Origin of the sequence: Pseudomonas sp. S10E 269, from assembly GCF_002798465.1 — a bacterium.
Classification (GTDB): domain Bacteria; phylum Pseudomonadota; class Gammaproteobacteria; order Pseudomonadales; family Pseudomonadaceae; genus Aquipseudomonas; species Aquipseudomonas pergaminensis.
The window spans coordinates 2,452,746-2,473,523 of record NZ_PHIJ01000001.1; the positions used below are offsets into that span (position 1 = coordinate 2,452,746).

Here is a 20,778-nt window from a genome sequence, read left to right on the forward strand (position 1 = left end):
TTAAAAGAGAACACACCTATGCTTTTTTCCCGTAAGGCGGTTTCCAAGCGTCACTTGCTGCTGATCGCAGCTGGTTTCAGCACCGTGTTGACCGGTTGCGCCACGTCGCCGGCCTCCAAGGTCGCGTCGAGCACCAAGGTCGAGTATTACCCGAACTGCTACGAGCCGGTGCAGCACCTGCGTGCGACTGACTCGGACATGACCAAGTCAGTCGTCACCGGCGCAGCCATCGGCGCGGCCGGCGGTGCACTGCTGGGCGCCCTGACCGGCGACTCCGACAAACGCGGCCGTAACGCCGCCATCGGTGCAGCGGGCGGCGCCCTGGCTGGCGGCGCGGCGGGTTACTACACCGAGCGTCAGAAGCAGATCAGCGATGACAACCAGCGCATTGCGTCCTACTCCACCGACTTCAACAAAAGCGCGTCCGACATCGACCGCAGCACCGCGTACGCCAAAGCGTCGCAACAGTGCTACCAGAGCGCGTTCACCAAGCTGGTGGCCGACCGCAAGGCCAAGACCGTCAACGACACCGAAGGCCGCAAGCGCCTGGCAGAAATCGTCGCGGGCCTCAAAGAGTCCAATGACCTGATCGTTGCGGTCAACGGCAAGGCCAGCGAAGACCTGAACAACTACACCCAGGCCTACGAGAAAGACCTGCAGCAAGTGGGCGTGCAGCGTAACGACGTGGTGGCCGTGGCGACCGCCGATACCGCTCCTGTGGTCGCTCCGGCCAAGGGCAAGAAGCCGGTCAAGGCTGCGAAAAAGCAGGCTCTTCCAGTCGTGCCGAAAGAAGCTGTCACCACCGAGAAGAGCATCCAGACCGTGCAGGCCAAGCAAGCTGAAAGCAAGCAGGTCGCCAGCGCCGGCAAGGCCCAGCTCGAAGGCAGCTGCCGCGATCCGAACCTGGCCGACTGGGCACCGGTACCTTGCCCTAACGTTTAAGTAACATGCTGCTATAAGCGTCAAACGCCAGCCGATCTTCCGCTAATGCGCTAGATCGGTGGCGTTCTTTTAGCAAATCGTTAAACTGCTGCGGCCACTTAATAATTACACCGAGGCCGTGTGCATGAAATTTCGTCTTCTCCTGTGGGTGCTTGGCCTGATGATGGGCAAAGCCAGCCGCACCAATCCCGCCTTCCAGCAGCAACTGGGTGACAAAGACCTGGCCTTCCAGCTGCAGACCCTCGACGGCAAGGTTGCCCGTCACTTCATCGTCAAAGACCAGCGCATCACCAGCCGTTCGGGTGTTCACCCGTCGCCGGCGTTCGCCATCGCCTTTAAAGATGCGGCCTACGGCTTCGCCACGATGCAGGCGAAGAACAAGCAATTGGCGTTCATGACGGGAATTCAGGACAAGTCGATCCAGATCAAGGGCAACCCGGCCCTGGTGATCTGGTTCCAGGGGTTGACCAAGTATTTGAAGCCGAAGAAAAAGAAGGGTTGAATTCATCGCCGGCAAGCCGGCTCCTAAACAAACTCTGTAGGAGCCGGCTTGCCGGCGATGGCGATGTAACAGGTGGTAGGTTAGCCCTGGCTGAACTGGGACGCCAACTCGCGCAACAGCACTTCAGCATCCAGCACTTTGCCCACCACTTCCTCAGCCTTGTCACGGCTCAAGCCCAGACGCTCAAGCAGCGCATCCGGAATCGCCTCATCCGGCCCGGAGCCAATACCACGGCTGCGCAACAAGCGTACCGCCAGACACACCAGGTTCGGGTATTCAGCGTACTGACCATCGTAGGTCGGATCGTGCTGGAAGCGCAGGGCAGTGGACAGTTCATCCGGCATGTCCCAGTAGCGCATCAGCCACGCACCGATTTGCTCGCGGCTGATGCCCAGCAGGTGTTGCTCGACATAGCTGTGGCACAGGTGCGGGTTGACCTCCAGGTGGCGGCAGATCAGCGAGAAGTGCGGCGGGAACACATGGGCCAGCAGCAGGTAGCCGAAGTTGTGCAGCAAGCCCGCCAGGTAGGTCAGGCCGGCTTCCGGGCGCTGGGCGCGGGGCATGGCGCGGGTCAGGCCCTCGATCACGGCGGCGGTGTAGATCGACTGGTGCCAATACGGTGTGGACTGGTGTGGATGGTCCTTGGGCAGGCTCAGGGTCTTGCCCAGGGCCAGGCCCAGCGCCAGGTTGATCACCAGGTCAAAGCCCAGCACCCGCACGATGGCGTCTTCCACTGAACGAATCTTGCCCGGCGAGGCATAGTACGGCGATGCGGCCCAGCTCACGACTTGGGCGGCCAGGGCCGGGTCGGTCTCGACCACGCCAGTGATGTCATCAATGGTGGCGTTCGGGTCGACACGCAGTTTGATGATCTTCTGTGCGGTATCCGCCAGCGGTGGAATCTCGATGGTCGCTTCCAGGCGTTGCTGGATGCGGCGGGCGGTGAACGCCTGCATCGCCTGGGTGATTTCCTCGCGGTCATCATTGGGGCGGTCGAGGTTGGGGCGAATGTTGCTCAGCGGCTCGCCAAAGTGGCCGGCGCTGGCCTTGGTGAGCAGGGTCTTGAAGGCGTCGGTGGCGATTTCCAGCAGCAAACCGGCTTCACCCGAATGCACCAGCAGGCTCGGTTCATCCAGCAGGCTGCCTTCGTACAGGCACGGCGAGCTGGTGAGAGGCGGCAGGCCCGGCAGCAGGCTCAGGTCATGTTTGCCCAGCATGCGTTCGACGCGATCCGGCGACACCGCAGTGAGGCGGCGACCGGTGAGTTCGGCGAGGCGGTTGAGGTCGAGCAACTGATTCTGCGGGAACAGCACCATCAGTGCGCCCACCGCGTCTTCCAGCAAAACCGCTTGGACCTTTTGCGCAGGATTCAGGCCCGGTAGATCGGCGACTTCCGTGTAGGGGATGGCGAGTTTTGCGAGCAGAGCCCGAATGACCGGCGGGGCGGTCAGTGGGGCTGTGGCGAGGGCAACTTCTGACATGGCCTGATCCAATTTCTTACAGTCAACGAAGTATAACCAGCTTGATACAACTGTTGGTCGCTTAAGTGCGTCAGGCGTCACACTTGGCCGTATTGCTGTCCGTGCCTGAGCCAGCGATTGAGCAGCGGGCTGACGTGGTCCGGCCAGCGCTCCAGCAAAGCCTGCGCCGCATCGCGCACGGCTGGCAGCAGATCGGCGTCGCGCATCAGGTCGGCGACCTTGAATTGCAGCAGGCCGGTCTGGCGGGTGCCGAGCATTTCGCCGGGGCCGCGCAGTTCGAGGTCTTTTTCGGCGATGACAAAACCGTCGTTGGTTTCGCGCATGATGCCCAGGCGCTGGCGGCCGATCTGCGACAGTGGCGGGTGGTAGAGCAGCACGCAATGGCTGGCGGCGCTGCCTCGGCCAACACGCCCGCGCAACTGGTGCAACTGCGCCAGGCCCAGGCGCTCGGGGTTTTCAATGATCATCAGGCTGGCATTGGGCACGTCCACACCGACCTCGATCACGGTAGTGGCCACCAGCAGTTGCAGGTTGCCAGCTTTGAATTCGGCCATCACCGCAGCTTTTTCAGCGGGCTTCATGCGCCCGTGGATCAGGCCGACCTTGAGTTCGCCCAAGGCGCTGGTGAGGTCTTCATAGGTGGTTTCGGCGGCCTGGCAGGTCAGCTCTTCGGACTCTTCGATCAGCGTGCACACCCAGTACGCCTGGCGGCCTTCGGCGCAGGCGCCGCGTACGCGTTCGATCACTTCGACACGCCGGGTGTCGGTGACCAGTACGGTGTTGACCGGGGTACGGCCGGGCGGCAGTTCGTCGAGGATCGAGGTGTCGAGGTCGGCGTAGGCGCTCATGGCCAGGGTGCGCGGGATCGGCGTGGCGGTCATGATCAACTGGTGCGGGTTCATCCGCCCGCCCACGCCTTTCTGGCGCAGGGCCAGGCGCTGTTGCACGCCGAAACGGTGCTGCTCGTCGATGATCACCAGGGCCAGGTTCTTGAACCGCACTTCGTCCTGGAACAGCGCGTGGGTGCCGACCACCATCGGCGCGCCGCCGGCGATCTGCTCCAGTGCGGCTGTGCGATTCTTGCCCTTGAGCTTGCCGGCCAGCCACGCCACTTGCAGGCCCAGCGGTTCGAGCCAACGCTTGAAGGTGATGAAGTGCTGCTCGGCGAGGATTTCGGTGGGCGCCATCAGCGCCACCTGGTAACCGGCTTCGAGGGCTTGCAGGGCGGCGAGGGCGGCGACCACGGTCTTGCCCGCGCCCACGTCGCCCTGGATCAGCCGCAGCATGGGCTCCTGCTGGCTGAGGTCGTAGGCGATTTCATTGCCGACGCGTTGCTGGGCGCCGGTCGGCGCAAAGCCCAGGTTGGCCAGGTATTGGGCAGGCAAGCGCGTGGCCTTGGGCATCGCTGGCGCGCGCAGCGAGCGCATGCTTTCGCGCAGGCGTTGCTGGGACAGTTGGTGGGTCAGCAGCTCTTCAAAGGCCAGGCGGTGCTGGGCCCAGTGATGACCGAGGGCCAGTTCGTCGACATCGGCATCGGCGGGTGGGTGATGCAGGTAGCGAATCGCATCGTCCAGCGGCGCCAGTTGATAGTCGCGGGCGAGTTCCTGGGGCAGCCAATCAGGCAGGCTTTTCGGGCCGAGCATGGTCAACGTCTGCATGCACAGTTGGCGCAGGCGTTGCTGGGTCAGGCCTTCGGTGAGCGGGTAGATCGGCGTGAGCGTGGTGTCGACCGGCGGCGGTTCGTCACCGGTAATGGCGCGATATTCCGGGTGATAGATCTCAAGGCCGGATGCGCCGGGTCGCGCTTCGCCGTAGCAGCGCACGCGGGTGCCGCGCTTGAGGCCTTCCTTCTGCGCGTTGCTGAAATGGTAGAAGCGCAGGCTCAGGCCACCGGTGCCGTCCTGCAGGCGTACCACCAGGCTGCGGCGCTTGCCCATGACCACGTCGGCACCGCTGACGGTGCCTTCGACCACCGCATCCTGGCCTGGACGCAACTGGCCGATGGGCACCACGCGGGTGCGGTCCTGATAGCGCAGGGGCAAGTGGAACAACACGTCCTGGAGGTTCTCCAGGCCGACCTTGGCCAGCTTCTCGGCCATGGCTTCACCGACACCCTTGAGTGCCGTCACCGACACCTGCGACAGCTCAGTCATACCCTTGCTTAGCTCGCGGCAGGCGGCTTGGCCACCGAACACAGGCGGATCGAGTCAGCGAGGATCTCAATGGCCTTGGGTCGTGGAAAGCTGGCGCGCCAGGCGATCGCCACGGTGCGGAACGGCACCGGCGGCGTGAGCGGGCGTACTTCGATCACGCCGGGGGCGTAGTGATGGCTGTCTACTGCCGACAGCGGCAGGATCGAGATGCCCAGGCCGGAAGCGACCATGTGGCGAATGGTTTCCAGGGAGCTGGACTCCACGGTGGTGTGCTTGGCGCCGTCGTTGCCCTTGGTCAGGGTCGGGCAGGCTTCGAGCACCTGGTCGCGGAAGCAGTGACCTTCGCCGAGCAGCAGCAGGCTCTTATCGTTGAGCAGGCCTGCGTCGATGGTGTCTTTTTGCGTCCACGGGTGGGAGGCCGGCATCAGTACGTAGAACGGCTCGTCGTAGAGCGGCAGGGTCAGTACGTCGGCTTCATTGAACGGCAGGGCAATGATGATCGCGTCCAGCTCGCCGTTGCGCAGCTTGTCGCGCAGCACGTGAGTGAAGTTCTCTTCGATATACAGCGGCATCTGCGGCGCGACGCGGTGCAGTTGCGGGATCAGGTGCGGGAACAGGTACGGGCCGACGGTGTAGATGGCGCCGACTTTAAGCGGTGCGGTCAGCTGGTTCTTGCCGGCCTGGGCCAGTTCGCGAATGCTCTGCGCTTGCTCCAGTACCTTCTGGGCCTGGGCAACAATACCTTCGCCCACAGGCGTCAGGCGCACGGCGCTCTTGCTGCGCTCGAAAATCAGCACACCGAGTTCGTCTTCAAGCTTTTTCACGCCCACCGACAGCGTCGGCTGGCTGACGTGGCAACGCTCGGCCGCGTGGCCGAAGTGCTGCTCTTGGGCGAGGGTAACGATGTAGCGTAATTCTGTAAGAGTCATAGCGGGCGTCCATGAGGTTGCGGGCCAAGCATACCGGCTGCAATCGATAGACGCACGTTATCAGAACTTTGGTGGGGATTGAGCGGGGAGTTACGCAGATTTTGCTGAAGGTGGTGAGGGTTGCCCCTCACCACCTTCATTTTCAGCGACGACGCTTCTCGATGTTGTACACGAACGGTGCAACGATCTCGATGCTGCCACCCTTGAGCATGTCCGCTGGCGGTTTTGGCAGCGGCTGGGCACGACGGATCATGTCCAGTGTGGCGCGGTCCAGGTCGGCGTTGCCGGAGCGGCCCACCAACTCGTAGGACAGCACATTGCCGTCGGCATCCACCACGAACTTCAGGCGGTTCAGGCCTTCCTTGCCACGGGCCTGGGCACCTGGCGGGTACTTCTTGTACTTCTGCAAGTGGGCCAGCAGGGTGCCTTCCCAGGATGCCTTGGCAGCGATTTGCTGCGGAGAAGGGCCTGGTACAGGTTGGGCCGATTTCTCAGCCGGTGCCTGGGTCGGCGGAGCATCGCTCGGCGGATCCTCGGAGGGTTTCTCCTTGGGCGGCTCGATCTTTTTCTCTACCGGTTTGGGCGGCTGTGGTTTGGGCTTGGGCTTGACCGGCTTGGGCACCTGGATCGTTGGCTTGGGTGCCTCGGCCAGTTTCGGCAGGGGCAGCTCTTCCACCGGTGCAGGCGGTTGCGGCGGCGTTACCACCTTGGGCGGCGCTGGCGGCGGGGGGGCTGGCATCGGTGCCAGGTCGATGACCATGGCAGCCGGTGGCAACTGCACCGTGCGCGGCGCGGACCAATGAAGCGCGATAGCGATCGCGACGGCATGCACGCCCAGCACGACGGCGAGGCTGGTGCCATAACGCGTCAGTTTGTGGCGCGTCGTGATCATTTCTTGGCTGCCGTCTCAAGTCCGACCAGGCCGACCTTGAGGTAGCCGGCTGCCCGCAGGGCATCCATCACGCTCATCAGGTCGCCGTAGTCCACGCCTTTGTCGGCCTGGAAGAAGATCGTCGTGTCTTTCTTGCCTTGGGTCTTGGCGTCGAGCACCGGCCCCAGGGTTTCAGCCTTGACTTCTTCTTCGCCCAAAAACAGGCGTTGGTCCGCCTTGACGCTGAGGAAGATCGGTTTCTCTGGCCGTGGCGCAGGTTTGGCGCTGGACGCGGGCAGGTCGACCTTAATGTCCACGGTCGCCAACGGTGCCGCCACCATGAAGATGATCAGCAGCACCAGCATCACGTCGATAAACGGCGTGACGTTGATTTCGTGGTTCTCGACGAGTTCGTCGTCGCCTTGATTCAAATGCAGGCCCATGGCCGATTACCCCACTTTCACCATGTGCGGTTGCGAGCTGCGCTCGGTAGGCAGGTGATCGAGGTCGCGGCTGACCAGCAGCAGGACTTCCGCCGACGCGTCCGATACCTGAGCCTTGTAGCCGGCAATCGAACGGGCGAAGACGTTGTAGATCACTACCGCAGGAATCGCGGCAACCAGGCCCAGGGCAGTCGCCAGCAGGGCCTCTGCGATGCCTGGGGCAACGACGGCGAGGTTGGTGGTCTGGGTTTTGGCGATGCCGATGAAGCTGTTCATGATGCCCCACACGGTACCGAACAGGCCGACGAAGGGCGCGGTGGAACCAATGGTCGCCAGCACGCCGGTGCCGCTGCTCATGTTACGACCGCAGGCCGCTACCAGGCGCTCCAGGCGGAAGGCCACACGTTCCTTGATGCCTTCTTTTTCGCGGGTGTTGGCCGACAGGCGCATTTCTTCCAGCGCGTCGTGCACCAGGGTGTTGGCCAGGGTGCCTTTCTTGGTCGCGCTTTCGCTGGCTTCCTTGAGGGTGGTGGCCTTTTTCAGGTGGACGATTTCGTTGCGCAGGCGACGTTTGGCGCCCAGCAGCTCGAAGCCTTTGGCGATCCAGATGGTCCAAGTGATGATAGAGGCGATGGCCAGGCCGATCATGACCGCTTTAACCACCACGTCAGCGTTCTGGTACATGCCCCACGGCGACAGGTCGTGGGCCATGCCCAGGGTGTTGTCTTCTTCCAGCACCACGCCAGTGTCGTCAGCGGCGGCAGGGTCAGCAGCCTGGGCCGGGTCGGTGGCAGCGGGCGCTGTGCCTGGTGCTGCCGGTGCCGCGGCGTTGTGCTCGGCGGCAGCCGGGGTGGCTGGCGCGGTGGCGTCAGCGAAGGCAGCGGTCGGTGCCAGCAGTACGCTGAACAGCAGCGCAGCAATCGCACGCCAGGCGCGGGATGGGCTGTGAAGCTTGGTTGGCGAAGCGGGGGTTGTATTACGTGTCATGCTGGCCGGACCTAAGTAAAAAAATGAGTGATCGTCCTTCCAGACCCTGAGGTCGAGGACAAATGGGCGGTTATTATTGCAAGTAATTCTTGTTAACTAAAGTAATACAGTTACTTTATTTGCCCTTTTTCTGGCCGTCGGTCACTCGCGAGGGCTAACCTAGACCTTTCAGTACGGAGTTTTGTGATGTCTGCGCCTTCTGTTGTGATTGCCGGTTGTGGCGACGTGGGTAGTCGGCTGGCCAGCCAGTTGCTGGCCTCGGAATGGGAGGTCCATGGCCTGCGCCGCGATATTTCGCGGCTCCCCGAGGGGGTGATCGGCATCGCCGGCGACCTGTTCAAGAAAGATTGCCCTGACACCTGGCCGATCGGCGGGGTGGATTACCTGGTGTACTGCGCGGCTGCGACGGACCACGACGAAGCCGGCTATCGCGCCGCCTACGTACAAGGGCTCAAGCATGTGCTGGAGTGGCTGGGCGACTACGGCCAGACGCCCAAGCACCTGCTGTTTGTATCGAGCAGCAGTGTCTACGGGCAACAGAACGGCGAGTGGGTCGATGAAACGTCGCAGACTCAGGCGAAGGGATATTCCGGGCAAGTCATGCTGGAGGCTGAGCAAGTGGCGCTCAACAGCGGCATCCCGGCCAGCATTGTCCGCCTGACCGGTATTTACGGCCCCGGCCGCGAATGGCTGCTGACCCAGGTGCGCCAAGGTTATCGCGTGGCAACCGACCCACCTTTATATGGCAACCGCATTCACGCGGACGACGCAGCGGGTCTGCTGGCATTTTTGTTGCGGCATGTAGAAAAGGGCGGCTCGCTGGACACGATCTACATTGGCGTCGACAACGCGCCTGCGCCACTGGCGGAGGTGGTGGGCTGGTTACGCGAGTACCTGGGTGTGACCGAGTGGGCCGATGATGCGAGTGTTCGGCGCGCTGGCAGCAAGCAATGCAGCAATGCGCGTATCAAAGCGTTGGGTTGGGTGCCGACTTACCCGACTTACCGCGAAGGCTACGCGGCGATCCTGAAAGGCTGAAATGCGCTGAAAATGTGGGAGCGGGCTTGCTCGCGAAAGCGCTGTGTCAGTCACTGAATGTGCTTCTGATAAACCGCTTTCGCGAGCAAGCCCGCTCCCACATTTGGATACGCGTTTGGCTGCTTATTGCTTTTCAAGCAGCCATTGGCGTGGACCTGGCGTGAACGAGGGGACTTCATCCGCCTGTGCGGTATTGATCGCCTGGAAGATCTCCAGCTGTTTGCCCTTGCGGGTAAAGATCCACGGGTTGCCCTGGCCATTGAGTTGCAGCCAGATGCTGTCGTAGCCGCCGCTCATGGACGCGCAATCGCCCGCCAGGCACAGCGAGTACTGATCGACATTGGGCAAGCCGGCGACCTTGCCATTAGCCTGGAACTGCACGATGGCGCCGCTGCCGAAGCCGTCGGCGATTTTCCAGTCGCCGCCCATGTAGGCCGCGTACAGCGCACGTTCGAAGTTGGCGCCGATGGGCGCACCGTCCGGCGCGGGTTCTTTGGCGCGGGCAAACAGCTGTTCAGGCTCGTTGTCGTTGGCCACTTGCAACAGTTGCTTGCCTTTGCGCTTGAGTTCGGTGGCGGAGCTGCCGTAGAAGTCCACACTCCAGGCGCCGGACTTTTCTCCCAGCAACTTGCCTTCTGCTACTTCAAAACCGTTGTAGTAGCGGGCTTGCGAGGCCTTGGTGTTGACCTCCCATTCGAGGTTCGGGCCGAAGCTCTGCAAGGCTTCACGCAAAGGGCCGCCTTTGGCTGCCGCATCAATGGCGACCTGGTTGATCCAGGTGCCGCTCACATCCAGGTCGGCGGGGTTGCTGGCACAGCCGCCGAGCAACAGGGCGAGCATTGATGAGGCTACAAGCGCTTTGCGCATCATGAAATCCTTCTGAAACGAAGTCGGCGCAGCCTGTGGGGGGGGCTGCGCCGGGTGTTTTACTCGATGACCAGAATCGCGTCCATCTCTACCTGCGCACCCTTTGGCAGGGCAGCAACGCCGATGGCGGCGCGAGCTGGGTAAGGCTGTTCGAAGTACTTGCCCATGATCTCGTTGACCTTGGCGAAGTGGCTCAGGTCGGTGAGGAAGATGTTGAGCTTGACGATGTCCTTGAACGAGCCGCCAGCAGCTTCGGCAACCGACTTGAGGTTTTCGAAGACCTGTACGGTCTGTGCTTCAAAGCCTTCCACCAGTTCCATGGTTTTTGGGTCCAGCGGGATCTGGCCGGACATGTAGACGGTGTTGCCTGCCTTGATCGCCTGGGAGTAAGTGCCGATGGCGGCCGGGGCTTTATCGCTGGTGATAACAGTCTTGGTCATGAATGACTCCTTGTAATGTGGCTTAGGCGCGCATGCGAGTGATGCGGATCACACCCGTCAAGGCACGCAGTTTCTTGATCACGCGGGCCAGGTGCACGCGGTCGTGAACGCTGACCACCAACTGGACCACGCTGATGCGACCATCGCGTTCGTCCATGCTGATCTTCTCGATATTGCCGTCGGCCGCGTTGACGCTGCTGGCGAGCAGGGCGATCAGGCCGCGCTGGTGTTCCAGCTCCACCCGCAACTCAACGTTGAATTCTCCGGTGACATCCTTGGCCCACGAGAGCTGGATGCATTTTTCGGGGTTGTGGCGGATTTCGGTGATGTTGCGGCAGTTGTCCAGGTGCACCACCATGCCTTTGCCCGCCGACAAATGGCCGACAATCGGGTCGCCCGGGATTGGCGTACAGCACTTGGCGTAGCTGAGTACCAGGCCCTCGGTGCCGCGAATCGCCAGCGGACCTTCGGGGCTTGGCAATTGTTCGCCTTCGCCGAGCAGGCGGCGGGCGACCACATAAGCCATGCGGTTGCCCAGGCCGATATCTTCCAGCAGGTCTTCGATGGTTTCCTGGCGGTACTCATGGAGCATCGCTTGCACGCGCTCTGTAGGAATCTTGTCGAGGGCACTGTCGAAACCGTTGAGCACCTTGTTCAGCAGGCGTTCGCCCAGGCTGATGGACTCGGAGCGGCGCTGCAGTTTCAGTGCGTGACGAATGTGCGTGCGCGCCTTGCCGGTGACCACGAAGTTGAGCCAGGCCGGGTTCGGGCGTGCGCCCGGTGCACTGACGATCTCGACCGTGGAGCCGCTTTGCAGTGGTTCGGACAGCGGCGCGAGACGACGATTGATCCGACAGGCGATGCAGCTGTTGCCCACATCGGTGTGCACGGCGTAGGCGAAGTCGACCGCCGTGGAGCCTTTGGGCAGCTCCATGATCCGGCCTTTGGGCGTGAACACGTAGACCTCGTCCGGAAACAGGTCGATCTTCACGCTTTCGATGAATTCCAGGGAGTTGCCGGCCCGTTGCTGCATTTCCAGCACGCCCTTGACCCACTGGCGGGCGCGGGCATGGGTGCCTTTGGGCTGCTCGTCGCCGCTGGATTTATACAGCCAATGGGCGGCGATGCCGTTGTTGGCCATCTCTTCCATTTCGCGGGTGCGAATCTGGATCTCGATCGGCACCCCGTGCATGCCGAACAGCGTGGTATGCAGCGACTGGTAGCCGTTGGCCTTGGGGATCGCGATGTAATCCTTGAAACGGCCTGGCAGGGGTTTGTACAAATTATGTACAGCGCCCAGCACGCGGTAGCAGGTGTCGACCTTGTCGACGATGATCCGGAATGCATACACATCCATGATCTCGTTGAAGGCCCGGCGCTTGCCGCGCATCTTCTTGTAGATGCCGTAGATGTGTTTCTGCCGGCCGCTGACCTCGCCCTCGATCTCATCGATCGCCAGGCAATGGCTCAGGGACTCTTCGATCTTGTTGACGATTTCCTTGCGGTTGCCACGGGCGCGCTTGACCGCCTGGTAGATGCGCGCCGAACGCATCGGATGCATGGCTTTGAAGCCGAGGTCTTCGAATTCGATACGAATGGCGTGCATGCCCAGCCGGTTGGCGATGGGCGCGTAGATTTCCAGGGTTTCCTTGGCGATGCGTCGGCGTTTTTCGCCGGACAGCACCTCCAGCGTGCGCATGTTGTGCAGCCGGTCGGCCAGCTTGACCAGGATCACGCGAATGTCGCGTGCCATGGCCATGGCCATTTTCTGGAAGTTTTCCGCCTGGGCTTCGGCCTTGGTCTCGAAGTTCATCTGGGTCAGTTTGCTGACCCCGTCGACCAGTTCGGCCACGGTTTCGCCAAATTGCGCGCTGAGCGCTTCCTTGGCAATGCCGGTGTCTTCGATCACGTCATGCAGCATCGCGGCCATCAGGCTCTGATGGTCCATGTGCATGTCGGCCAGAATATTTGCCACCGCAAGAGGATGGGTGACATACGCCTCGCCACTGCGGCGGCGTTGGCCGTCGTGGGCTTGTTCGGCGTAGAAATACGCTCGGCGGACCAGGTTGACCTGGTCTGGGCCGAGGTAGGTCGATAAGCGATCGGCGAGGGCGTCTATGCTCGGCAAAGGAAGAACTCCTGCCGTTGGCTGTGACCCCGCGCCGTGCTACGTCGACCAGGCATAGGCTTAGACGGCCTCGTTGGACTCGTCCTCGAACGCTGCAAACAGCGGTTCGTCTTCAACGATTTCGGCGTTGGCGATGAACTCGTAGCTCATCAGGCCTTCAGCGATTTCACGCAGGGCTACAACGGTAGGCTTGTCGTTTTCCCACTGGACCAGGGGCTCTTTGCCGCCAGTGGCCAGTTGACGGGCACGCTTGGTAGAGAGCATGACCAGCTCAAAGCGGTTATCCACGTGTTCTAGGCAGTCTTCAACGGTTACGCGGGCCATGGTATTCCTCGGAGCGAATGCAAGATGCGCGCTGCCCGGTTGGGCGAGCGGACTCAACAGTTTAAAAAATCACCAGCGTTTAGGGAAGCGCTGATTTCTCGCAGGCCCTCGCAAAACCGCTACAAGTGCCAATGTAAAGCCCTTGCAGCCGTTTTGGGAAGAGCCAATCAACCGAGCAGTTCGGCCAGTAATTTGCCGAAACGCTGTTGCTGACGCTTTTGCTGGAGCTGGTTGGTGCGGAAAATCGCCTTCAAATCGTCCAGCGCGTGGGCAAAATCGTCATTGATGATCAGGTAGTCGTAGTCGACGTAGTGGCTCATTTCGCTGACGGCTTCACGCATGCGGCCTTCGATGATCTCGTCGCTGTCCTGGCCGCGATTGGTCAGGCGCTGGTGCAACGCCTCCAGCGACGGCGGCAAGATGAAGATCGAACGCGCCTTGGGCATCAACTGGCGCACTTGCTCGGCGCCCTGCCAGTCGATTTCCAGAATGAGGTCGTGGCCTTCGTCCAGGGTTTGCTGCAAGTGGCTCTGCGACGTGCCGTAGAGGTTGCCGAACACTTCGGCGCGCTCCAGGAAGTCGCCGTGTTCGATCATCTTGACGAACTCGGTGCGCTCGACGAAGTGGTAGTGCACGCCGTTCACCTCGCCCGGACGCATGGCGCGGGTGGTGTGGGAGACCGAGATGCGGATCTGCTCGTCAGCGTCGGTCAAGGCCTTGACCAGGCTGCTCTTGCCCGCGCCCGAAGGGGCGGAAATGATGTAAAGGGTGCCGGTGCTGTGGGTCATGGGGGTTGCCTTACTCAATATTCTGTACTTGTTCGCGCATCTGCTCGATCAACACCTTGAGGTTGACCGCAGCCGTGGTGCTGCGCGGATCGAACGCCTTGGAGCCCAGTGTATTGGCTTCGCGGTTGAGTTCCTGCATCAGGAAGTCCAGGCGCCGACCGGCGGCACCGCCGGACTTGAGCACGCGGCGCACTTCGAGGATGTGGGTGCTCAGGCGGTCCAGCTCTTCGGCGACGTCGCTCTTTTGCGCCAGCAGGACCATTTCCTGCTCCAGACGCACCGGGTCAAGGTCGGCCTTCATGTCGGTGAAACGGTCGAGCACCTTCTGGCGCTGGGTGGCGAGCATCTGTGGGACCAGCTCGCGCAGGGTCACTACGTCTTCTTCGATCGAGGTCAGGCGCTCATTGATCAGGCGAGCCAGCTCGGCGCCTTCGCGCTCGCGGCCGGCCTTGAGCTCCTTGAGGCCTTGGTTGAACAGGGCCAAGGCTTCGGCGTTGAGGGCTTGCGGGTCGGTGGCGTCGGCCACCAGCACGCCGGGCCAGGCCAGCACTTCCAGGGGGTTGAGCGCGGCCGGCTGCTTGATCAGGCCGGCGATGGTTTCGGCGGCGGCCACCAGCTGTGCGGCGCGGTCGCGGTCGACCTGCAGCGGCTTGCCGGTGGTTTCTTCGGTAAAACGCAGGGTGCATTCCAGCTTGCCGCGGGAAATACCTTGGCGCAACGCTTCACGCACGGCGCCTTCGAGGTCGCGGAACGACTCCGGCAGACGCAGGTGCGGCTCCAGGTAACGGCTGTTGACCGAGCGCAGTTCCCAGCTCAGGGTGCCTTGTACGCCGGCTTTTTCGACGCGGGCGAAGGCGGTCATGCTGTGCACCATGGAGGTACCTCGCGTTGCAGTCCCGCAAACACGGGCTGATGGTTAAGAAGGCGCAGGATTGTAGCGCAGTGGAACGAGCGCGCCCAAACCCGAGCATTCGTAACTGGATTTTTTAGCAGTGCCCCGAACCGGCTCGCGGCTCTATAATGCTCGGCAGTTTTTCGTCCTCAGTACAGGTGTCTCCCTATGAAACGTCCAAGTGGTCGCGCTGCCGATCAGCTCCGCTCGATCCGCATCACCCGCAACTACACCAAACACGCCGAGGGTTCTGTACTGGTCGAGTTTGGCGATACCAAGGTCATCTGCACCGTAAGCGTCGAAAACGGCGTGCCGCGCTTCCTCAAAGGCCAGGGCCAGGGTTGGTTGACCGCCGAGTACGGCATGCTGCCGCGCGCCACTGGCGAACGTAATCAGCGTGAAGCCAGTCGTGGCAAGCAAGGCGGCCGCACCCTGGAAATCCAGCGTCTTATCGGCCGCTCCCTGCGCGCAGCCCTGGACATGTCCAAGCTGGGCGACGTGACCCTGTATGTCGACTGTGACGTGATCCAGGCCGACGGCGGTACCCGTACCGCGTCTATCACCGGCGCCATGGTGGCCCTGGTTGACGCGCTGAAAGTGATCAAGAAACGTGGCGGCCTGAAAGCAGGCGACCCGCTCAAGCAAATGATCGCCGCTGTGTCGGTAGGCATGTACCAGGGCGAGCCAGTGCTGGACCTGGACTACCTGGAAGACTCGGCCGCCGAGACCGACCTGAACGTGGTCATGACCAGCACCGGTGGTTTCATCGAAGTGCAGGGCACCGCCGAAGGCGCGCCCTTCCAGCCGGCCGACCTGAACGCCATGCTGGCCCTGGCCCAGAAAGGCATGACCGAAATCTTCGAGCTGCAGAACGCCGCCCTGGCTGACTGAGCCCGTTTCAAGGAGAAACGCCATGAATGACAACAGCCAAATGCCGGTGCCTACGCCTTCCTACGAAGTGCGCCAGGGGGCAATGTTGTGCCATCTCGCGGCGTTTCTGGGCTTCGTGTTCCCCTTCGGTAGCGTCGTGGGGCCACTGATCCTGTGGCAGATGAAGAAAGAAGTGGACCCGTTCATTGATGATCAGGGCAAGGAAGCACTGAACTTCCAGATCACCGTGGCCATCGCCTGGATCGCTTGCATCGTGCTGGCTTTTGCAGTGATTGGCTTTTTCCTGATGGTTGCCCTGGCGATCGCCACGGTGGTGCTGACTATCATTGGCAGCATCAAGGCCAACAAGGGGATTGTTTATCGCTACCCCTTGACCTGGCGCCTGATCAAATAATGAGCACCCACAAAAAAACCGACAGCGATGTCGGTTTTTTTGTGCCTGGAAAAAGACCTTAGATGGTCAATGTCCAGTCGTAGTCCACGATCAGCGGCGCGTGCTGCGAGAAGCGTGGCTGGCGCGGCAGGCGTGCGCTGCGCACGAACCGGCGCAGACCAGGGGTCAGCAACTGATAATCGAAACGCCAGCCCAGGTTGAGCATCTCAGCCTGTTCGTTATCTGGCCACCAGCTGTACTGGTCGCCTTCGCGGCTGACCTCGCGCAGTGCATCCACATAGCCCATGTTGCCGACAATCTCGTCCATCCAGGCGCGTTCTGGCGCCAGGAAGCCCGGGGATTGCTGGCTGTCGCGCCAGTTCTTGATATCCAGCTTCTGTTGCGCCACGTACAGCGAGCCACAATAAATGTACTCGCGACGTTTGCGCCGCTGTTTATCCAGATAACGGGCGAAATCGTCCATTAGCTTGAACTTCTGGTTCAAGTCTTCATCGCCGTTCTGCCCCGAAGGAAGCAGCAAGGTCGCGATGCTGACCTTGTCGAAATCGGCTTGCAGGTAGCGCCCGTAGCGGTCGGCTGTCTCGAAGCCGAGGCCGCTGATGACCGCCTTGGGTTGCAACCGCGAATACAAAGCCACGCCACCTTGGGTGGGCACTTCGGCATCGCAGGCATAAAGGAAGTAGCCATCCAGTTGGAAGGCTGGGTCGTCCAGTTCAAAGGCGGAGGCGCGGGTATCCTGCAGGCAGATGACGTCGGCATTCTGGGCTTGCAGCCAACTGAGCAAACCACGCTCGACTGCAGCCTGAATACCATTAACGTTCACACTGATGATCCGCATAAATGGCCCCAAAAATCGCGTGCGTGTATGATACACGCCGTCTACCTAATTAGCTAAATCCGTGGTATCTGAGGCTTTTTTCATGCAGGCGTATCAACGCGATTTCATTCGTTTTGCCATCGATCGCGGCGTTTTGCGCTTCGGTGAGTTCACTCTGAAGTCCGGGCGCACCAGCCCGTACTTCTTTAATGCGGGCTTGTTCAACTCGGGTTCGGCCCTGGCTCAGCTAGGTCGTTTCTATGCGGCCGCCATCGTTGAAAGCGGTATTTCCTTCGACGTCCTGTTTGGCCCGGCCTACAAGGGCATCCCCTTGGCCGCGGCCACAGCTGTGGCCCTGGCTGAACATCACGGGCAGGATTTGCCATGGTGCTTCAACCGTAAGGAGGCCAAGGCGCATGGTGAAGGCGGCAGCCTGGTCGGGGCTCCGCTCAAGGGCGATGTGCTGATCATTGACGACGTGATCACTGCTGGCACCGCCATCCGTGAAGTGATGCAGATCATCGCTTCCCAGGACGGCGCCAAGGCTGCCGGTGTGCTGATCGCGCTGAACCGCCAGGAGCGTGGCAACGGTGAGTTGTCCGCGATCCAGGAAGTGGAACGCGATTTCGGCATTCCCGTGGTCAGCATCGTGTCACTGAACCAGGTGCTGCAGTTCCTGGAAGATGATCCACAGCTCAAGCAGCACCTGCCGGCGGTGCGTGCATATCGCGAGCAGTTTGGCGTCTGACCCACCGCCTTCGCGGGCAAGCCCGCTCCCACAGGGGAGCAGCGTGCATAAAAAAGGCCCCGCTCAATCATATTGAGCGGGGCCTTTTTGTTTTCAGCGTTTAGGGGCGCTTGCGGTTACTGATCAACGTGCCCATGCCGGTATCCGTGAAGATTTCCAGCAGTACCGCATTCGGTACCCGGCCATCGATGATCAGCGAGCTGCCCACACCGCCTTGCACCGCTTCCAGCGCGCAACGGATCTTCGGCAGCATGCCACCGTAGATGGTGCCGTCGGCGATCAGTTCGTCGACCTGTTGGGTCGTCAGGCCGGTCAACACCTTGCCTTCCTTGTCCATCAAGCCGGCGATGTTGGTCAGCAGCATCAGCTTTTCAGCCTTCAATGCTTCGGCCACCTTGCCGGCCACCAGGTCGGCGTTGATGTTGTAGGACTCGCCATTGGCGCCCACGCCGATCGGCGCGATCACCGGAATGAAATCGCCCTTGACCAGCAGGTTCAGCAGGTCGGTGTTAACGCCAACCACTTCGCCCACTTGGCCGATGTCGATGATTTCCGGCTGGGTCATCTCCGGCGTCTGGCGGGTCACGGTCAGTTTTTTCGCGCGGATCAGCTCCGCATCCTTGCCGGTCAGGCCGATGGCGCTGCCGCCATGGCGGTTGATCAGGTTGACGATGTCCTTGTTGACCTGGCCGCCGAGCACCATTTCCACCACGTCCATGGTCTGCGCGTCAGTGACGCGCATGCCATCGATGAAGTGACTCTCGATCGACAAGCGTTTGAGCAGATCGCCGATTTGCGGGCCGCCACCGTGGACCACCACCGGGTTGATCCCGACGGCTTTCATCAACACGATGTCGCGGGCAAAGCCGGTTTTCAGCTCGTCGCTTTCCATGGCATTGCCGCCGTACTTGATCACCAGCGTCTTGCCGACATAGCGTCGGATGTAAGGCAACGCTTCGGAAAGGACCTTGGCAGTGTTGGCAGCGGCTTCGCGTTCGAGGGTCATTCAGGGCTCCGGTAAAAAATCAGAACGGTAATTGGAGATCAGGGGCAACACGTTTCAACTGGGCGTGGAACACGTCCTTGATGCGCTGCAACTCAGCCTCGGTATCCGCCTCGAAACGCAGGACCAGCACCGGTGTGGTGTTGGACGCGCGAACCAGGCCCCAGCCTTTGGCGTAATCGACTCGCACACCATCAATGGTGGTCAGGTTGGCGCCTTCACCCCATTGCGCATCGTGCAGTGCGTCAATGATGCTGAATTTGCTCTCCTCGGTCACATGGATATTGATCTCTGGCGTAGAAATATCGTTCGGGAAGGTCTGGAACAGCTCTTCGGCGGTGGATTTTTCCTTGCTGAGGATCTCCAGCAGGCGCGCAGCGCTGTAAATACCGTCATCAAAGCCGAACCAGCGCTCCTTGAAGAACACGTGACCGCTCATTTCGCCAGCCAATAGCGCGCCGGTTTCCTTCATTTTCTTTTTGATCAACGAGTGACCGGTCTTCCACATTAGCGGGCGACCGCCATATTCCTTGATCAGCGGGGTGAGGCGGCGAGTGCACTTCACGTCGAAGATGATTTCGGCGTTGGCATTGCGCGCCACCACGTCACGGGCAAACAGCATCAGCAGGCGATCCGGGAACACGATTTCGCCGGTCTCGGTCACCACACCCACGCGGTCGCCGTCGCCGTCGAAGGCCAGGCCCACATCAGCCCCGGTTTCCTTGACCTTGGCGATCAGGTCCACCAGGTTCTCAGGCTTGCCCGGGTCCGGGTGGTGGTTGGGGAAGTTGCCGTCGACCTCGCAGAACAGCGGAATCACTTCGCAGTTCAAGGCTTCGAGCAACTGCGGGGCGATCACGCCGGCCGCGCCGTTGCCGCAGTCCACAACCACTTTGAGGCGGCGCGCGAGTTTGACGTCACGGGTGATTTCGTCAGAGTAGCGCTGCAGGATGTCGACTTTGGTGATGGTGCCCTTACCGCTGGTCAGGTCGTTATTTTTCAGGCGCTCGTGCAGGGCCTGAATCTGTTCGTTGGCCAGGGTGTCGCCAGCAATGACGATCTTGAAACCGTTGTAGTCCGACGGGTTATGGCTGCCGGTGAGCATCACCCCGGACTTGCCGGCCAGTACGTTGGCTGCGTAGTACAGCGCAGGCGTCGGCACCAGGCCGACGTCGCTCACATGGCAACCGCTGTCGGCCAGGCCCTGGATCAACTGCTCCACCAGTTCCGGGCCGGACAGGCGACCGTCACGGCCGACCGAAACGTTGGGCTCATCCTGGGCCAGGCTCTGGGAGCCGATGGCGCGGCCAATCCAATAGGCGGTTTCGGCAGTCAGGGTCTTGGGCACCACGCCACGAATGTCATAGGCGCGAAAGATGCTGTCGGGGAATGTCGGGGCTACTCGGGCTGCGGTACTCATCGCGGGGGGAAACTCCATCTGAAAGGGGCAAGGCTGGCCTTAATGTGGCTGACCGGCAGGCTCAAACTGAAGGGTATGACGGCGTTTTCGGCAGAGAGTTCGTGGTGCAAAAATGCCATCGGAGCGCTGGCTCCGCCTTGTTGTCTGCGTAATGCTTTGATTTCTATGGGGAAATCTCGCTCATAAAGTCCGCGCATTCTTCGTCCTGAAAGGCCTTGCGGTGGCGTCGGGCCGGGCAAGGGTGCCCGGCCAGATTCAGCTTAGTCAGTGACTGCCGGAATGCCCGAAACCACCTGCGCCGCGCTGGGTTTCATCGAATTCCTCGACCAGTTCGAAGTGCGCCTGCACCACTGGCACGAGTACCAACTGGGCAATGCGCTCGCCGACGGCGATGTTGAACGCGGTCTGGCCACGGTTCCAGCACGACACCATCAACTCGCCCTGATAGTCCGAGTCGATCAGCCCCACCAGGTTGCCCAGCACGATGCCGTGTTTGTGGCCCAGGCCGGAGCGCGGCAGGATCAGCGCCGCCAAGCCAGGGTCACCGATATAGATCGACAGGCCGGTCGGAATCAGGAGGGTCTGGCCCGGCTCAAGGACGGTGTCTTGCTTGAGCATGGCGCGCAGGTCAAGGCCGGCGGAGCCCGGTGTGGCGTAGGCCGGCAGTGGGAATTCGTTGCCGATGCGTGGGTCGAGGATCTTGGCTTGCAAAGCGTGCAT

The 20,778-nt window shown here is 61.4% G+C and carries 21 protein-coding genes and 1 pseudogene; 6 read left to right on the forward strand and 16 right to left on the reverse strand.

Features of this window, described 5'->3' with window-relative positions:
• The first annotated feature begins 18 nt into the window (after positions 1–18).
• Both tagQ and CWC48_RS11250 read left to right on the forward strand, forming a co-directional pair.
• Positions 19–942 carry a type VI secretion system-associated lipoprotein TagQ gene (gene tagQ, locus CWC48_RS11245; protein WP_100491881.1) on the forward strand — a complete coding sequence of 308 codons (924 nt, stop codon included), beginning with the start codon at positions 19–21 and terminating at the stop codon, positions 940–942.
• A gap of 124 nt (positions 943–1,066) precedes the next feature.
• Positions 1,067–1,444 carry a hypothetical protein gene (locus CWC48_RS11250; RefSeq protein WP_028618482.1) on the forward strand — a complete coding sequence of 126 codons (378 nt, stop codon included), beginning with the start codon at positions 1,067–1,069 and terminating at the stop codon, positions 1,442–1,444.
• A gap of 80 nt (positions 1,445–1,524) precedes the next feature.
• Here the strand turns inward: CWC48_RS11250 and CWC48_RS11255 are convergent, their stop codons facing one another.
• From CWC48_RS11255 to exbB, 6 genes are all read right to left on the reverse strand, one after another.
• Entirely contained in the window at positions 1,525–2,925 is a 1,401-nt protein-coding gene (locus CWC48_RS11255; RefSeq protein ID WP_078050743.1) for an aminoacyl-tRNA deacylase and HDOD domain-containing protein, read from the reverse strand.
• 77 nt (positions 2,926–3,002) lie between these two features.
• Positions 3,003–5,078, reverse strand: a complete 2,076-nt coding sequence (gene recG, locus CWC48_RS11260) for an ATP-dependent DNA helicase RecG (RefSeq protein WP_100492515.1) — start codon at positions 5,076–5,078, stop codon at positions 3,003–3,005.
• 8 nt (positions 5,079–5,086) lie between these two features.
• A complete protein-coding gene (locus tag CWC48_RS11265) occupies positions 5,087–6,007 on the reverse strand; it encodes a hydrogen peroxide-inducible genes activator (protein ID WP_015886540.1) in 921 nt (306 codons plus the stop codon).
• A gap of 142 nt (positions 6,008–6,149) precedes the next feature.
• A complete protein-coding gene (locus CWC48_RS11270) occupies positions 6,150–6,899 on the reverse strand; it encodes an energy transducer TonB (RefSeq protein WP_017526805.1) in 750 nt (249 codons plus the stop codon).
• Complete coding sequence (gene exbD / locus CWC48_RS11275) at positions 6,896–7,321, reverse strand: TonB system transport protein ExbD (RefSeq protein WP_003195519.1); 426 nt, start codon at positions 7,319–7,321, stop codon at positions 6,896–6,898. Before exbD ends, CWC48_RS11270 begins: the two co-directional genes overlap by 4 nt.
• A gap of 6 nt (positions 7,322–7,327) precedes the next feature.
• Positions 7,328–8,308 (reverse strand): tonB-system energizer ExbB, encoded by a 981-nt coding sequence (exbB, locus tag CWC48_RS11280; RefSeq protein ID WP_099493222.1) that lies wholly within the window; start codon positions 8,306–8,308, stop codon positions 7,328–7,330.
• A 186-nt stretch (positions 8,309–8,494) separates the two neighbouring features.
• Here exbB and CWC48_RS11285 point away from each other — a divergent pair, with 186 nt between their 5' ends.
• The gene (locus CWC48_RS11285; protein ID WP_099493221.1) at positions 8,495–9,346 is read left to right on the forward strand and encodes an SDR family oxidoreductase; all 852 of its coding nucleotides are present in this window, start codon (positions 8,495–8,497) and stop codon (positions 9,344–9,346) included.
• Positions 9,347–9,469: 123 nt separating this feature from the next.
• On the opposite strand, the gene CWC48_RS11290 is transcribed toward CWC48_RS11285, so the two are convergent.
• The 6 genes from CWC48_RS11290 to CWC48_RS11315 form a co-directional block, all read right to left on the reverse strand.
• Entirely contained in the window at positions 9,470–10,213 is a 744-nt protein-coding gene (locus tag CWC48_RS11290; RefSeq protein WP_078050740.1) for a hypothetical protein, read from the reverse strand.
• Between the two features lie 59 nt (positions 10,214–10,272).
• Positions 10,273–10,653 (reverse strand): RidA family protein, encoded by a 381-nt coding sequence (locus CWC48_RS11295; protein ID WP_003176922.1) that lies wholly within the window; start codon positions 10,651–10,653, stop codon positions 10,273–10,275.
• 22 nt (positions 10,654–10,675) lie between these two features.
• Positions 10,676–12,781 (reverse strand): bifunctional GTP diphosphokinase/guanosine-3',5'-bis pyrophosphate 3'-pyrophosphohydrolase, encoded by a 2,106-nt coding sequence (gene spoT / locus CWC48_RS11300; protein WP_078050739.1) that lies wholly within the window; start codon positions 12,779–12,781, stop codon positions 10,676–10,678.
• A gap of 60 nt (positions 12,782–12,841) precedes the next feature.
• Positions 12,842–13,105, reverse strand: coding sequence for a DNA-directed RNA polymerase subunit omega (rpoZ, locus tag CWC48_RS11305; protein WP_003176920.1), 264 nt, complete (start codon positions 13,103–13,105; stop codon positions 12,842–12,844).
• A 167-nt stretch (positions 13,106–13,272) separates the two neighbouring features.
• On the reverse strand, positions 13,273–13,893 hold the full coding sequence (gene gmk, locus CWC48_RS11310; protein WP_010168203.1) for a guanylate kinase: 621 nt from the start codon (positions 13,891–13,893) through the stop codon (positions 13,273–13,275).
• 10 nt (positions 13,894–13,903) lie between these two features.
• A complete protein-coding gene (locus CWC48_RS11315) occupies positions 13,904–14,767 on the reverse strand; it encodes a YicC/YloC family endoribonuclease (RefSeq protein ID WP_078050738.1) in 864 nt (287 codons plus the stop codon).
• Positions 14,768–14,953: 186 nt separating this feature from the next.
• On the opposite strand from CWC48_RS11315, the gene rph reads away from it, so the two are divergent.
• Complete coding sequence (rph, locus tag CWC48_RS11320; RefSeq protein WP_010207511.1) at positions 14,954–15,676, forward strand: ribonuclease PH; 723 nt, start codon at positions 14,954–14,956, stop codon at positions 15,674–15,676.
• Between the two features lie 22 nt (positions 15,677–15,698).
• On the forward strand, positions 15,699–16,070 hold the full coding sequence (locus CWC48_RS11325) for a DUF4870 domain-containing protein (protein WP_025856354.1): 372 nt from the start codon (positions 15,699–15,701) through the stop codon (positions 16,068–16,070).
• 58 nt (positions 16,071–16,128) lie between these two features.
• Here CWC48_RS11325 and CWC48_RS11330 read toward each other — a convergent pair whose 3' ends face one another.
• Positions 16,129–16,908, reverse strand: a complete 780-nt coding sequence (locus CWC48_RS11330) for an exodeoxyribonuclease III (RefSeq protein WP_003195493.1) — start codon at positions 16,906–16,908, stop codon at positions 16,129–16,131.
• A gap of 82 nt (positions 16,909–16,990) precedes the next feature.
• On the opposite strand from CWC48_RS11330, the gene pyrE reads away from it, so the two are divergent.
• Positions 16,991–17,635 carry an orotate phosphoribosyltransferase gene (gene pyrE, locus CWC48_RS11335; RefSeq protein WP_028618476.1) on the forward strand — a complete coding sequence of 215 codons (645 nt, stop codon included), beginning with the start codon at positions 16,991–16,993 and terminating at the stop codon, positions 17,633–17,635.
• 100 nt (positions 17,636–17,735) lie between these two features.
• On the opposite strand, the gene argB is transcribed toward pyrE, so the two are convergent.
• The 3 genes and pseudogenes from argB to dut all read right to left on the reverse strand — a co-directional run bounded on the left by argB (position 17,736) and on the right by dut (position 20,778).
• On the reverse strand, positions 17,736–18,641 hold the full coding sequence (gene argB, locus CWC48_RS11340; RefSeq protein WP_016975925.1) for an acetylglutamate kinase: 906 nt from the start codon (positions 18,639–18,641) through the stop codon (positions 17,736–17,738).
• A gap of 19 nt (positions 18,642–18,660) precedes the next feature.
• Positions 18,661–20,076, reverse strand: a pseudogene (locus tag CWC48_RS11345) (phosphomannomutase/phosphoglucomutase); the annotation flags it as partial.
• Positions 20,077–20,322: 246 nt separating this feature from the next.
• On the reverse strand, positions 20,323–20,778 hold the full coding sequence (gene dut, locus CWC48_RS11355) for a dUTP diphosphatase (RefSeq protein ID WP_078050734.1): 456 nt from the start codon (positions 20,776–20,778) through the stop codon (positions 20,323–20,325).

Bases quoted from the DNA above. Each gene is read 5' to 3' on its own strand.
- tagQ (WP_100491881.1), top strand. From the start codon at position 19: ATGCTTTTTTCCCGTAAGGCGGTTTCCAAGCGTCACTTGCTGCTGATC.
- CWC48_RS11250 (WP_028618482.1), top strand. From the start codon at position 1,067: ATGAAATTTCGTCTTCTCCTGTGGGTGCTTGGCCTGATGATGGGCAAA.
- CWC48_RS11255 (WP_078050743.1), bottom strand. From the start codon at position 2,925: ATGTCAGAAGTTGCCCTCGCCACAGCCCCACTGACCGCCCCGCCGGTC.
- recG (WP_100492515.1), bottom strand. From the start codon at position 5,078: ATGACTGAGCTGTCGCAGGTGTCGGTGACGGCACTCAAGGGTGTCGGT.
- CWC48_RS11265 (WP_015886540.1), bottom strand. From the start codon at position 6,007: ATGACTCTTACAGAATTACGCTACATCGTTACCCTCGCCCAAGAGCAG.
- CWC48_RS11270 (WP_017526805.1), bottom strand. From the start codon at position 6,899: ATGATCACGACGCGCCACAAACTGACGCGTTATGGCACCAGCCTCGCC.
- exbD (WP_003195519.1), bottom strand. From the start codon at position 7,321: ATGGGCCTGCATTTGAATCAAGGCGACGACGAACTCGTCGAGAACCAC.
- exbB (WP_099493222.1), bottom strand. From the start codon at position 8,308: ATGACACGTAATACAACCCCCGCTTCGCCAACCAAGCTTCACAGCCCA.
- CWC48_RS11285 (WP_099493221.1), top strand. From the start codon at position 8,495: ATGTCTGCGCCTTCTGTTGTGATTGCCGGTTGTGGCGACGTGGGTAGT.
- CWC48_RS11290 (WP_078050740.1), bottom strand. From the start codon at position 10,213: ATGCGCAAAGCGCTTGTAGCCTCATCAATGCTCGCCCTGTTGCTCGGC.
- CWC48_RS11295 (WP_003176922.1), bottom strand. From the start codon at position 10,653: ATGACCAAGACTGTTATCACCAGCGATAAAGCCCCGGCCGCCATCGGC.
- rpoZ (WP_003176920.1), bottom strand. From the start codon at position 13,105: ATGGCCCGCGTAACCGTTGAAGACTGCCTAGAACACGTGGATAACCGC.
- gmk (WP_010168203.1), bottom strand. From the start codon at position 13,893: ATGACCCACAGCACCGGCACCCTTTACATCATTTCCGCCCCTTCGGGC.
- CWC48_RS11315 (WP_078050738.1), bottom strand. From the start codon at position 14,767: ATGGTGCACAGCATGACCGCCTTCGCCCGCGTCGAAAAAGCCGGCGTA.
- rph (WP_010207511.1), top strand. From the start codon at position 14,954: ATGAAACGTCCAAGTGGTCGCGCTGCCGATCAGCTCCGCTCGATCCGC.
- CWC48_RS11325 (WP_025856354.1), top strand. From the start codon at position 15,699: ATGAATGACAACAGCCAAATGCCGGTGCCTACGCCTTCCTACGAAGTG.
- CWC48_RS11330 (WP_003195493.1), bottom strand. From the start codon at position 16,908: ATGCGGATCATCAGTGTGAACGTTAATGGTATTCAGGCTGCAGTCGAG.
- pyrE (WP_028618476.1), top strand. From the start codon at position 16,991: ATGCAGGCGTATCAACGCGATTTCATTCGTTTTGCCATCGATCGCGGC.
- argB (WP_016975925.1), bottom strand. From the start codon at position 18,641: ATGACCCTCGAACGCGAAGCCGCTGCCAACACTGCCAAGGTCCTTTCC.
- dut (WP_078050734.1), bottom strand. From the start codon at position 20,778: ATGCACGCTTTGCAAGCCAAGATCCTCGACCCACGCATCGGCAACGAA.